This window comes from Collinsella sp. AF20-14LB (genome assembly GCF_003459505.1).
Classification (GTDB): domain Bacteria; phylum Actinomycetota; class Coriobacteriia; order Coriobacteriales; family Coriobacteriaceae; genus Collinsella.
Window position 1 is genome coordinate 42,271 of sequence record NZ_QRWD01000017.1, and the last position, 13,279, is coordinate 55,549.

Below are 13,279 nucleotides of genomic sequence, written 5' to 3' on the forward strand. Positions count from 1 at the left end.
ACATTCAAAAGTAGCGGTGGTCCTACAAGGGCTGTTCGTTCAGGAAGACCAAAGTGCTCTTATTTGAAAGCTCGGGAAAGTGGCGATAACCAACGTCGAACGCGGTGAGCCCGCTTACATCCTCGAGCTTGTTTTCTGCCATCCAGCGCACCATGGAGCCGCGTGCCTTTTTGCTGGCGGTCGAGCGCTGGATGGGCTTGCCGTTGCGGATGCCTTCGCCAAAGAGGCACGTGACGACCGTGGCATCGGTGGTGAGGCGGGGCAGAACGGCTTTGGCGTATTCCGCGCTCGCGAGGTTGACGATCGTAGCGTTGGAGCCCGCCGGAGCGATGGCCCGTGCGAGCTTGTCGCCCCAAAACGCATAGAGGTCTGGGGCATCGTCGACGGCAAGCTTCGCGCCCATCTCCAGCCGATACGGTTCGACGGCATGAAAGGGACGAACGCACCCGTAGAGGCCAGAGAGGATCCACAGGTGGCTTTGCAGCCATGCGAGCTGCGCGGAATCCATCACCTCGGGCGCCATGCTCTGGTATTGAATGCCGTGGTAGGACATGACGGCAGGGGAGAGGTGACGGGCGAGTGCGGGATTGTCGAGATCGCCGTTTTTCAGGATGGGCCCAAATTCATGCAGGGTGTTGAGGCAAGGCCCCAGCAGTTTGTCACTCACGTTCCATAGCGCCTGCAGGCCGCCGCTGCCTTCATTTCGTTCGATATCTAGCAGTGCGCGGTGGAGGCGAGTCGTCTCGCGCGCAAAAGGTGGAATGCCCAGGACTTCAAAAGCATCTTGGGCCGCACGCATCTGCTTGGCGGGCGAAATGATGACCTGCAGCATGGACTCTCCTCTGCCAAAAAAGAAGTTGCGGTGGAATACGGTCTGTTTTGGCCGTTTAGGGGCCAGTTTAGTCCGTATTTCACCGCAACTGATGAAGGGTTGGTTACGCGCGCTCGATGAAGGCCTTGTAGCCGCGATAGGCCTCGTAGATATCGGCCTTGTTAGCGACCTCCCACAGGGCATGCATGGACAGGACGGCAACGCCAGAGTCGATGACGTTCATGCCGTACTTGGCCATGATGTAGGCGATGGTGCCGCCGCCACCTGCGTTGACGCGGCCGAGCTCGCAGGTCTGGAAGTCAACGCCCGCCTCGTCCATGATGTCGCGGATGAGGGCCACATACTCGGCGTCGGCGTCGTTAGAGCCGCCCTTGCCGCGGCTGCCCGTGTACTTGTTAAAGCACAGGCCACGACCCATGAAAGCTGCGTTCTTGGTCTCGAACTTGCCGGCATAGCCCGGGTCGAAGCCGGCGGACACGTCGGAGGAGAGCATGCGGCTGTGGGCGAGTGCACGGCGCAGGGCCAGCGGGCTATCCTCGCCGGCGAGCGTCATGATCTCGGCGACGGTGTTCTCGAAGAAGCGGCTCGTCATGCCGGTGGCACCCACGGAACCGATCTCCTCCTTGTCGACGATGAGTGTGATGCTCGTGCGCTCCACGTTGGCGACGTCGATCTGGGCGAGCATGGAGGGGTAGGCACAGACGCGGTCGTCGTGGCCATAGCCCAAGATCATGGAGCGGTCGAGGCCCATGTCGCGGGCGGGGCCGGCGGGCACGACCTCGATCTCGGCGGAGAGGAAGTCCTCCTCCTCGACGTCGTACTGCTCCTTGAGGATGTCCAGGAACATCTGCTTGACGGGCTCCTTGGGAGCGTCCTTGTCGTCCTCATCGAACTTGACGGGGCGGCCGCCCACGATCACGTCGAGGATCTCGGCGTCAACGGCGTCCTTGGCGGGCTTGGCCATCTGCTCGCTCGAGAGGTGGATCAGCAGGTCGGAGATGGTAAAGACCGGGTCGTCGGCCTTGTCACCGATGTTGATGTCGACGGTGGTGCCGTCCTTTTTGCAGATGACGCCCACAAGCGCGAGCGGGGAGGCCACCCAGTGGTAGCTCTTGACGCCGCCGTAGTAGTGCGTGTCGAGGTAGGCCATGTCGCCGGCCTCGAAGGCGGGGTTCTGCTTGAGGTCCAGGCGCGGCGAGTCCACGTGGGCGCCCAGGATGTTAAAGCCCTGCTCGAGCGGGGCGGTGCCCAGGTTGACGAGCATGAGGTCCTTGCCGTGATTGGCGGCGTACACCTTGTCGCCGGCCTTGAGCGCGCGGCCCTCGGCGATCACGGTCTCCAGATTGACGTAGCCCGCCTCCTCGGCCATCTTGATACCGGTCTTGACGCACAGGCGCTCGGTCTTGTTCTCACTCAAAAACTGCTTATAGCCGCGGCAAAGCTCCTCGAGCTCCTCGATCTGCTGTGGCGTGTACTTTTTCCATGCGCAGGGACGCTCCATGACGCAGGCTCCTTTCGGATCGATCGTGCTGGTTGATGTACCGTGAGCCATCGTATCACGCGCGGGCCCGCGGCGGCAGGGAAGCCTGATGTGCGGTGGCCGCGGGGCGGGGAGCGTGTAAACTGGTGTGAGCAAACCGTGCCCAGCCCAAAGCGAGGTATTCAATATGTCTGACAAGCGCCGTACCTTTGCCGTCATCGACGGCAACTCGCTCATGCACCGCGCCTTCCACGCCGTGCCGCCCACCATGAACGCGCCGGACGGTCGCCCCACCAACGCGATCTTTGGCTTTTTAAACATGTTTCTCAAGATGATCGACGCCTTTAACCCCGACGGTGTGGTCGTGGCGTTTGATAAGGGCAAGCCGCGCGTGCGCATGGAGATGCTGCCGCAGTATAAGGCGCAGCGCCCGCCCATGGACCCCGACCTGCACGCGCAGTTTCCCATGATTAAGGAGCTGCTCGCTGCGCTCAACGTGCCGATTTTGCAGTCCGAGGGCTGGGAAGGTGACGATATCCTGGGCACCATGGCGCGCCTGGGCGAGGAAGCCGGCTGCGACATGCTGCTGGTGACCGGCGACCGCGACATGTATCAGCTCGTGACCGAGCACGTCAACGTGGTCTCGACCCGCAAAGGCCTGTCCGACGTGGCGATTATGACGCCCGAGAGCGTGGACGACCTCTATCACGGCATTACACCGGCGCTCGTGCCCGATTTTTACGGCCTGAAGGGCGATACTTCCGACAACATTCCCGGCGTGCCGGGCATCGGCCCCAAAAAGGCGAGCGCGCTCATCGCGCAGTACGGCAGCTTGGACGAGGTTATCGCGCATGCCGACGAGGTCAAGGGCAAGATGGGCGAGAACCTGCGCGCGCATATCGACGACGCGCTGCTGAGCCGCAAGGTCGCAACCATTCGTACCGATGCGCCCGTTGAGCTCGATTTTGAGGCGACGTCTTTCCCGGCGTTTTCTGCCGACGAGGTGTCTGCGGCGCTGGGTACGCTTGGTATCGCCGCCATGCAGAACCGTTTCTTGGCGCTGATCGGCGGCGAGGGTGGCGCTGCTGCCACTGCCAGCACGTTTGAGATGCCCGCCGTTTTGCGCGCAGCCGCCGGCGATGCTGACGCGCTTGGTGCCGTTGCAGATGAGGTCTCCCGCGCGATTGATGCCGGCGAGTGGGTCGCCGCCGTGGTGGACGACGACAAGGAAGAGGGCGCGCTCTTTGGACTGACGCGCACGCTGTGGTTGGCGACGTCCAAGGGCCTGTTTGCGCTCGAGGAGGGCGACGGCGGTGCGGCGGATGAGGTTGAGGGCTTCAACTTCGTCCACGGCGTGATCGCCGGCGTGCTCGCGCGCCTGTTTATGGAGGGCCGCGTGGCGAGCCCGGACATGAAGGCGCTGCTGCACGAGCTTTCGCCCATCGATTCCTCTGAGCCCGAGCTCATGGATCCACTGGCCGTCGATTCCACGCGCATCTTCGATACTGTGGTCGCCGCCTATCTGTTGGATTCCGACCGCTCCGAGTTTGATGAGGCGTATCTGGCCGATACCTATCTGCAGATGACGCTGCCTGCGGCGCGCGGCGCGGAGGGTGCTGGCGAGGACGCTCCTGCCCCTGCTGCCCGCACTGCGGCCCTGACGCTGGCGCTCGTGGCGCCGCTGCGCGACCGCATGGCCCGCGAGAACGCCGCCAACGTGTTCGATGGCATCGAGATGCCGCTCGTGCCGGTGCTTGCCAAGATGGAGCGCGCGGGCATGCTCGTGGACCCTGACCGCCTGCATAGTCTGTCCGAGGGTCTGGCGACCCAGATTGCCGAGGTCGAGCGGAGCATTCGCGATCTGGCCGGCGACGAGACCTTTAACATCGGCAGTCCCATGCAGCTCTCGCACGTGCTCTTTGACGTGATGGGCCTTCCGACCAAGGGCCTCAAAAAGACCAAGCGCGGCTATTATTCGACCAACGCCAAGGTGCTGAGCGACCTTGCCCGTGACCACGAAATCGTGCGTCTGATCTTGGACTGGCGTGAGAAGTCCAAGATCAAGTCCACCTATCTGGACACGCTGGGCCCGTTGCGTCGTGGTGACGGTCGCGTGCACACCACGTACAACCAGACCATCACGGCGACGGGTCGTCTGTCCTCGAGTGACCCGAACCTTCAGAACATCCCGACGCGCTCGGAGCTGGGCCGTACTGTCAAGACGGCGTTTTCGGCAGGCGAGGGAAGCGTCTTTTTGGCAGTGGACTACTCGCAGATCGAGCTGCGTCTGCTGGCGCATCTCTCGGGTGACGAGCATCTGGTGCGCGCCTTTAACGAGGGCGAGGACTTCCATGCCGAGACGGCCGCGCGCGTGTTTGGCGTGCCGGTGTCCGAGGTGACGCCCGACCTGCGCAGCCGCGCCAAGGCCGTGAACTTTGGCATCGTGTATGGTCAGCAGGCTTACGGCCTATCGCAGTCGCTGCATATCTCGATGGCCGAGGCACGCGACATGATTGACCGCTACTACGAGGCCTACCCGGGTGTGCGTACGTTCCTCGACAACGTGGTGGCACGTGCCAAGCAGACGGGCTACGCTGAGACCATGTACGGCCGCCGTCGCCATATCCCGGAGCTTAAGGCCAAAAATCCGCAGCTCCGCGGCTTTGGCGAGCGCACGGCCATGAACCACCCCATGCAGGGCACCGCGGCCGACATCATCAAGATCGCGATGGCCCGCGTGAGTTGCCGTCTGGAAGAAGAGGGCTTTGCCGCCCACATGATCCTGCAAGTGCACGACGAACTGGACTTTGAGTGCCCCGTCAACGAAGTCGAGCGCCTCACCGCCATGGTCCGCGACGTCATGGAACACGTAGTAGACCTCCGCGTCCCCCTAATCGCCGAAGCCAGCACCGGCATAACCTGGGCCGACGCGAAATAGGAAAGCAACCACAGTTCCAAAGTAACCAAAAACAGAAGGACGCCCCTCATCAACAAGGAGCGTCCTTCGTTCAATTAAATTCAGCCAAAGTATCTAGGCGCCAAGACGCCATCCAGGCGGCAAGCAAGTCACCGCAGGACCTGGCCGGGCGAGGCGGGTAAGTTTTTCGTAGATTCCGCACGAGCCGGAAAGCACTTAATGTGCTTTCCGGGCGAGCCCAGGACCTGACCGAACGAAAAACTAATCCGCGCCGCCCGACCAGGTCCGACGAGCCACGTTACCGAGCCGCCAGGATGGCGTCGATGAGCGTCAGTACGCCCCCGTCGTTGTTGCTCGGAATGCGCCATTTGGCATGCGCGTTCATGTGCTCCTCGGCATTGTCCACGATAAAGCTATGCCCGACGCGCTCCAGCATGGGGATGTCGTTGTACGTATCACCCACGGCGGCGGCATCAGCGATATCAATGCCCAGCTGCTCGCACAGGTGCGCGACGCCCGACCCCTTGTCGACGCCCAGGTTCATAAAGTCTATCCACTCGCGCCCGGCGTTGGTGACGTAGAGCTTGTCCGAGAACTCGGGGCTGTAGTTCTCGCGAAACGCGGGCTCGGCATCGTAGGCGGGGAAGAAGATCGAAATCTTGTTGGACTCGATATCAAGGCCCTCAAAGCTATCGACGTAGTTGATCGTGTTGTAGTACACGCTGATCTCGTCGTGGTACTGATGGTCACGGGCGAGCACATAGAACTCGTCGTAGCAGCACAAGACGGGAACGGCACGCGGGTCCTCCGAGGCACGGGCGAGCACCTGCTGATACAGCGCCACATCGATGTTGCTCTTATAGATATAGCTGCCGCGATAGATGACGCAGGCTCCGTTGTCGGGACAAAAAGCAAGGCGGTTCTTAATGCTCTCGAACATTTCCTCGAGTTTGGGGGCGGGGCGTCCGCTGGCGGGGCAGAATACAATGCCTGCGTCGGCGAGCTTGTCCAGGCGCTCATCAAGACCCTGCGGCAACACGCGCTTGTCGGTGAGCAGCGTCTTGTCCATGTCGACGGCGAGAATCTTAATGCTTCCGATATTGGTGTCCGATTCGTAAGTTTGCATAAAAGCGCGCCTTTCGTTTCGAAATTGTTTCAGACGTTATAACCATCAACCAGTAACTGAGCGTATTGTCGCAGGAACGGAGCGTATTTGCACCACGCTTCACAAAGTAATGAAAAAACTTTTCAGAAATTTGAATTTGTCGCTTGTGCTGCGGGCACTTTAGCGTAATATAGCGACCATCGAAAACGGAGACGGAAATACAACCGCTTACCGAAGAAAAGGTACCGTTTACGATATTAGAATTGCGCCCGGCGATAGGTGAAAGGAGAGGCAGATGCAGTTCGTAAAGATCATCACCACTGCAGATAATGCCATCCGACGCCAGCGCGCAATTTCCCGACGACGATAACAATCGTCTCTGTCCGTATGGGGCGAATTGCCTCAACAGAGTCATTTTGAGGTCGTTGGGTTTTAGCACGATATAAACGCATGTTTCTAGAGCATGCTGTGCTGCTTTTTGCTATTTAACCTGATATTGCACGGTTTTTTGACCTCGAAATGACTTGCAACTGACCGATGTTCTAACTAGCTACCAAGGGCGAAAGGAAACAGCCATGAGCAAGGAAAAAGTCGTTCTCGCATATTCCGGTGGTCTTGATACATCCGTATGTGTCAAGTGGCTCCAGGACGAGAAGAATCTCGATGTCGTTTGCGTCTGCGGCAACGTGGGCCAGGAGGAGACCGGCTTGGATGCCAAGAAGCAGAAGGCGCTTGACCTGGGCGTTCTCGATTGCCAGGTGCTCGACCTGCGCGACGAGTTCTCCGATGAGTTCCTGACTAAGGCCATCGCCGCAAACTCCATGTACGAGAACAAGTACCCGCTGCTCTCCGCGCTGTCTCGCCCGCTGCTCGCCAAGAAGCTTGTCGAGGTCGCTCACGAGTTTGGCGCGACCTACGTCGCCCACGGCTGCACCGGCAAGGGTAACGACCAGGTTCGTTTTGAGGCTGCCGTCAAGGCCCTCGACCCCGAGCTTAAGGTTATCGCCCCGGTTCGCGAGTGGGATCTGAAGTGCCGTCCCGATGAGGTTGCCTATGCTCACGCCCACAACGTGCCGGTTCCCGAGGGCGCCAACGACAACCCCTATTCCATTGACGACAACCTGTGGGGTCGCGCCATCGAGTGCGGTCACCTGGAGGATCCCTGGAACGAGCCGCTCGACGACGCCTGGGTTATGACCAAGAACCCCGAGGACACGCCGGACACCCCGACCTACACCGAGATTGAGTTTGAGGCGGGCAAGCCCGTCGCCGTCGATGGCAAGAAGATGAAACTCTCCGAGATCGTCATCGCCCTCAACAAGATTTCGGGTGACAACGGCTTTGGCCGTCTCGACCTGGTCGAGGATCGTCTGGTGGGCCTCAAGAGTCGCGAGTGCTACGAGGTTCCTGGCGCCCTGACGCTCATCACCGCCCACAAGGCGCTCGAGGACATCTGCGTCGAGGGTGACCTGCTCAAGACCAAGATTAAGCTCGAGCAGGATTGGGCCACCGCCGTGTACAACGGCCAGTGGTACAGCCCGCTCAAAAACGCGCTCGATGCCTTTATGGCCGACACCCAGAAGTTCGTGACCGGCACCGTCCGTCTGAAGTTCTTTAAGGGCAACTGCCATGTCGTCGGCCGCAAGAGCCCGTTTAGCCTGTATGACTACGGTCTGGCTACCTACGACCGCGACACTACGTTTGACGAGAAGGCCAGCGCCGGCTTTATCGAGATCGATACGCTGTCGCTCAAGACGTGGGCTAAGGTCCAGGGCCCCAGCTCTGCTGCCGCCCAGGCCTAGCGCCTCCTTCCTTTGGTATCCGCGCGGCCCATCCGCGTGATACATAACGGGCGCATGGGGTCCCTACCTTTCGTTATGCTTGCTGACACTTCTTAACATCGGTGGCCCCTACGTTCCGCCCGCATATATGATGCCGCGTCTGCGGCTGAGTCCGAGCCCCGCCGGGGTTGTCCGGCGGGGCTCCTCCTATCAATTTGACGGCCCTGCGCCTATATATATGGGGAGTATCCATTATGTTCAATGCTATCGCGCATGCTTTACTTGCCCTCGCGCCCGAGTTCGATGCTGCAAAGGTCGAGGACGTTCCTATGAGCCTAAAGGCCTGGATCGATGGTTCGCAGGGCAACATTCGGAGGGAGACGTTGGGCGCCAAGTGCATGGCGCGTCACTTCTTTGCAAATTAGCTATATGGCCTCGCACATGGTGGGGAATATGCAAAACTAGCGGTTGAGAAATCGCTTTAGCGACAGGGCGCATTGCTTTGGGCGCTTGTTTTGGGATTTGATGAAAGGGGACGGTTCCATGGCTCTTTGGGGCGGTCGTTTTGAGGCAGGCGTGGCCGAGGTCACGCAGGAGTTTGGCGCGTCGTTGCCGGTTGACAAACATCTCTATAAGCAGGATATCGCCGGATCTAAGGCACATGCCAAGATGCTGGCGGCCCAGGGCATTATCAGCGCCGAGGACGAGCAGGCGATTGCCGAGGGCCTGACCGGAATCGAACAGGATATCGATGCCGGCAACTTCACCTTTGATATCAACGACGAGGACATTCATATGTCCATCGAAAGCGAGCTGACGCGTCGTATCGGCGAGGCTGGCAAGCGCTTGCATACTGGGCGTTCGCGCAACGACCAGGTGGCGACCGATACGCGCCTGGGCGTCAAGGCGCTGGCCAAGGAGCTCATGGAGGCCAATCTTGAGCTGCGCCATGTGCTGGTGGATGCGGCCAAGAAGTACGACAAGGTGATTCTTCCGGGCTACACGCATATGCAGCACGCTCAGCCCGTGCTGCTCTCGCATCATCTGCTGGCGTATTCCTGGATGTTCGCGCGCGACTTTACGCGCCTGAAGGCCGCCTTTGATGCCGCCGACAACTGCCCGCTGGGTGCTGCCGCGCTTGCCGGTACGAGCTATCCGCTCGATCGCCAGATGACGGCTGCCGAACTTGGCTTTGCGGGCGTGATTCCCAACTCGCTCGATGCGGTTTCCGACCGTGATTTCCTGCTCGATCTGCATTACGCCGGATCCGTCATGGCGATGCACCTGTCGCGTCTTTCCGAGGAGATCGTGCTGTGGTCGAGCTCCGAATTTGGCTTTATCACGCTTTCAGACTCCTACTCCACCGGCTCGTCCATCATGCCGCAGAAGAAGAATCCCGACTTTGCCGAGCTTATCCGCGGTAAGAGCGGTCGCGTGTACGGCAACCTGATGCAGCTGCTGGTAACCATGAAGGGCCTGCCGCTCGCTTATAACAAGGACTTGCAGGAGGACAAGGAGGGCGCGCTCGATACCGCTCACACGCTCATGCAGTGCCTGTCCGTTATGGCCGGAATGATTTCGACCTGGACCGTCAACGAGGATGCCATGGCGCGCGAGTGCGGCGTGGGGCACCTTGCCGCCACCGATGTTGCCGATTACCTGGCAAAGCGCGGTCTACCGTTCCGCGAGGCACATGCCGTGGTGGGGCACCTGGTCCTGATGTGTGAGAAGCGCGGCTGCAATCTTGAGGACCTGCCGTTTGAGGTGTTCCAGGAGGCAAGCCCGCTCTTTGAGCGCGATATTACCGAGGCGCTCGATATCCCGTCGATTGTCGCCGCGCGCACGACCGAGGGCGGTACCGCCCCTGCCGCCGTTGCCGTGCAGCTGCAGCGTGCCGAGGCGCAGCTCGTGGCCGATGAAGGCGTGTTTGGATCGCTAACCAAGGTTGTCGAGATGGGTCACGGGGCAAAGTAGAGGTTTGGCTGAAGACGTATTGTCCATTTATTGATAAATCGTTTTAGCTTTACGGGCGTCTGCTGATGCGGGCGCCCCTATTTTGCTGCTATGGGGGAGGGGCTTGTCGAGAACTTCTGTAGGACCTTTGGGCAGGTTGTGAAGGGGGTACGTTCGCGGGTGGCAACCGACCGCCCGCTCTGTTCCATGTGGTTGATGAGCGGTCGGATGGTACTCTAATCGGGCTTCGAAACAGAAGTGACACATATGGAGCGCTTTAATAAATTGCAGCGTTTCAATAAACAGCTTTTTGTTTAACTGCAGCTAAAACTCTGTTACGATGCAGTCCAGGCGGGTGCCGGAATGGGACTTGGGCACGCGCGAACCTACTTGAAAGGCTACCTTATGGCTATCGAGAAGACCTTCATCATGATTAAGCCCGACGCGGTGCGCGATCGCAAGATCGGCGAGATCGTTGCTCGTATTGAGCGTAGCGGCCTTGTCATCGAGCGCATGGAGATGACCACGCTCGAGCGCGCTACCGTCGAGGAGCACTACGCCCATCTGGCCGACAAGCCTTTCTTTGGCGGTCTCTGCGACTTTATGACGAGCGGTCCGGTCGTCAAGATGGTCGTTTCCGGTCTTTCTGCTGTCTCCAAGATGCGCACTCTTATGGGCGCTACCAACCCGCTTGATGCTGCCCCCGGCACCATCCGCGGCGACTTCGCTGTCGATGTCAACGCCAACGTGATTCACGGCTCCGACTGCCTGGAGAACGCCGAGATCGAGATCAAGCGCTTCTTTGGCTAAACCAGCTTTGACTCCTTAAAGCTGTTAGCGTGTGGCTTAGGCGCCGCGGAACTCCATCCGCGGCGCCCTTTTTATCCCAGTAGATTTTTGGGACATGGCTAGAAATCTACCTTTTGTCGCACATGGACTGCGAAAGGTAGATTTCTAGGCATGCCCCAAAAATCTAATATAGAGCCCCCGCCCGGATTGCGTTGGCGTATGGCGTTGTAGGTCTTTAAGCTTCGTCGACGACCTTGAGGCCGCGGGTCTGGTCGATCTCGTTGAGGAGATTGACGCGACGCTCGTGACGGCCGCCCTCGAACTCGGCATCGAGCCACTCGTCGACGATCATCTTGGCGAGCTCGGAGCCCACGACGCGGGCGCCAAAGGCGAGCACGTTGGTGTTGTTGTGCATGCGCGAGAGCTTGGCGCTGAAGGGCTCGGAGCACACGACGGCACGAACGCCCTCGACCTTGTTGGCGGCCAAGCTAATCCCGACACCGGTGCCGCAGATCAGGATGCCCAGATCGACGCCGCCGTTGGCTACGGCTTTGCCCACCTTGTAGCCGGCGATGGGGTAATCAAAGCTCTCGGAGGTGTCGGTGCCAAAGTTCACGACCTCGCAGCCGCGCTCCTTCAGGTGCTCGGAAATGATGTTCTTGAGCTCGACGGCGGCGTGGTCGTTGCCGATACCGATCTTCATGAGTGGTTCCTCTCTGGTCCGTGCGGCGGAATTGCTAAAGGTCTTACCGCGTTCGACTGCATGATAGCGCGTCTTTTGCCTAAACACTCGGGCGTTTTTTGGTCAAACGCTTTAGCGGACGCGAACATCAGCCCATCACGAAAAATGCCGCCAATTTGCTTCTGGCGGCCGTCTGCCGGAACTCGACTTGCGGTTTTTAGTGCCTTGTTATCAAATGGAGAAGTTGATACTTGCGAGAGCAACCCGTTATACATGTAGGAGATACCTATGCCTACCGATTCCATCCGTGATACCGCGTTTTGTGATGTTTTGAACCGCGAGCTTGTCTGTGCGCTCGGCTGCACCGAGCCCATTGCCGTTGCCTATGCGGCGGCGCTGGCGAGCCAGACGCTTGGTTGCGAACCCGAACATATGGATGTTGTCTGCTCGGGCAACATCATCAAGAACGTAAAGAGCGTGACCGTGCCCAACTCGGGCGGTATGCACGGTATTGAGGCCGCGGCCGTGCTGGGTGCTGTGGGCGGTGACGCCAAGAGCGCGCTCGAGGTGCTCGAGAGTGTTGGCGATGCAGACCGTGCTCGCGTGACCGAGCTGCTCTCCGATGCCGACTACTGCGATGTGTCGCTTGTCGAGGGTGTGCCTAACCTCTACATTAAGGTGACTGCCACGGCCGGAGGTCATACTGCGGTCGTCGAGATCACCGACCATCACACCAATGTTACGTGCCATACACTCGATGGCATTCCGGTGTGTGGCAAGTCGGCGGGGGAGTGTGCCGCCTGCGCCGAGCGCGTCGTGGCCGAGCGTGCCGCCGATAACGCCGATACGCCCATGTCGATTGAGTCTATCATTGACTTTATCGAGGACGGCGACATCGAGGGCGCCCGCGCTGCCGTTGAGCGTCAGATTGAGCTGAACGGCGCTATTAGCGCCGAGGGCTTGGCGAACGCTTGGGGCGCCGAGGTGGGCCGTACGCTGCTGGGCGCTCGCGCCGACGATGTCGCCTGCCGTGCGCGTGCGCGTGCGGCCGCCGGGTCTGACGCCCGTATGAACGGCTGTGCGCTACCGGTCGCCATTGTGTGCGGCTCGGGCAACCAGGGTATTACCTGTGCGTTGCCCGTTATGGAATATGCCGACTACCTGCGCTGCGACCACGAGCGCCTGGTGCGCGCCGTGATGCTGTCTGATCTTATTGCCGTGCATATCAAGAGCTATATTGGTGCGCTCTCGGCGTTTTGCGGTGCTATTTGCGCTGCGTGCGGTGCCGGCGCGGCGATTACCTGGCTGTGCGGTGGCACGCGCGAGCAGATCGGCGCGACGGTCTCCAATACGCTCGGTAACGTGGGCGGCATCGTGTGCGATGGCGCCAAGGCAAGCTGCGCCGCTAAGATTTCCGCTGCCGTTGATGCGGCGATTCTGGGCCACGATATGGCCATGCAGGGCCGCGGCTTCCGTGCCGGCGAGGGCCTGATTCAGGATACGGTGGAAGAGACGATCGCCAGCATGGGCTATGTGGGCCGCGTTGGCATGAAGGATACCGACGTCGAGATCCTCAACATCATGATCGGCAAGACCATCGTCGACTGCTAGGGGCTCTGGGGCACTGCATCTTGTTGTTGAAACTATCGCGCTTGTGGCTGTAAAGCACCTGCCTGCATTGCGGACAGCGAGGATCTCGCGGTATGTCACCAGGTCGTTCTCGCGCTTGATGCGCTCGAG

10 protein-coding genes are annotated in these 13,279 nt (G+C 60.0%); 6 read left to right on the forward strand and 4 right to left on the reverse strand.

Annotated features, from left to right (window positions below):
* Positions 1–22: 22 nt before the first annotated feature.
* Positions 23–832 (reverse strand): YaaA family protein, encoded by an 810-nt coding sequence (locus tag DWX63_RS08845; RefSeq protein ID WP_117843479.1) that lies wholly within the window; start codon positions 830–832, stop codon positions 23–25.
* 103 nt (positions 833–935) lie between these two features.
* Positions 936–2,333 (reverse strand): aminopeptidase, encoded by a 1,398-nt coding sequence (locus DWX63_RS08850; RefSeq protein ID WP_117843480.1) that lies wholly within the window; start codon positions 2,331–2,333, stop codon positions 936–938.
* A gap of 166 nt (positions 2,334–2,499) precedes the next feature.
* Between DWX63_RS08850 and polA the strand changes: the two genes are divergently transcribed.
* Positions 2,500–5,250: a DNA polymerase I gene (polA, locus tag DWX63_RS08855; protein ID WP_117843481.1), complete on the forward strand. Its 2,751-nt coding sequence runs from the start codon at positions 2,500–2,502 to the stop codon at positions 5,248–5,250.
* A gap of 277 nt (positions 5,251–5,527) precedes the next feature.
* On the opposite strand, the gene DWX63_RS08860 is transcribed toward polA, so the two are convergent.
* On the reverse strand, positions 5,528–6,355 hold the full coding sequence (locus tag DWX63_RS08860; RefSeq protein WP_117637539.1) for a Cof-type HAD-IIB family hydrolase: 828 nt from the start codon (positions 6,353–6,355) through the stop codon (positions 5,528–5,530).
* Between the two features lie 554 nt (positions 6,356–6,909).
* Between DWX63_RS08860 and DWX63_RS08865 the strand changes: the two genes are divergently transcribed.
* From DWX63_RS08865 to ndk, 4 genes are all read left to right on the forward strand, one after another.
* Positions 6,910–8,136, forward strand: coding sequence for an argininosuccinate synthase (locus tag DWX63_RS08865; protein ID WP_035138001.1), 1,227 nt, complete (start codon positions 6,910–6,912; stop codon positions 8,134–8,136).
* Positions 8,137–8,369: 233 nt separating this feature from the next.
* Positions 8,370–8,540 (forward strand): hypothetical protein, encoded by a 171-nt coding sequence (locus tag DWX63_RS11300; protein WP_156058436.1) that lies wholly within the window; start codon positions 8,370–8,372, stop codon positions 8,538–8,540.
* Between the two features lie 118 nt (positions 8,541–8,658).
* Positions 8,659–10,089 (forward strand): argininosuccinate lyase, encoded by a 1,431-nt coding sequence (gene argH, locus DWX63_RS08870; RefSeq protein WP_117843482.1) that lies wholly within the window; start codon positions 8,659–8,661, stop codon positions 10,087–10,089.
* Between the two features lie 384 nt (positions 10,090–10,473).
* Positions 10,474–10,878, forward strand: a complete 405-nt coding sequence (ndk, locus tag DWX63_RS08875) for a nucleoside-diphosphate kinase (protein ID WP_055251725.1) — start codon at positions 10,474–10,476, stop codon at positions 10,876–10,878.
* Positions 10,879–11,092: 214 nt separating this feature from the next.
* On the opposite strand, the gene rpiB is transcribed toward ndk, so the two are convergent.
* Positions 11,093–11,560, reverse strand: a complete 468-nt coding sequence (rpiB, locus tag DWX63_RS08880; RefSeq protein WP_117843483.1) for a ribose 5-phosphate isomerase B — start codon at positions 11,558–11,560, stop codon at positions 11,093–11,095.
* A 267-nt stretch (positions 11,561–11,827) separates the two neighbouring features.
* Between rpiB and DWX63_RS08885 the strand changes: the two genes are divergently transcribed.
* Entirely contained in the window at positions 11,828–13,150 is a 1,323-nt protein-coding gene (locus tag DWX63_RS08885) for a serine dehydratase subunit alpha family protein (protein ID WP_117843484.1), read from the forward strand.
* Positions 13,151–13,279 lie beyond the last annotated feature (129 nt).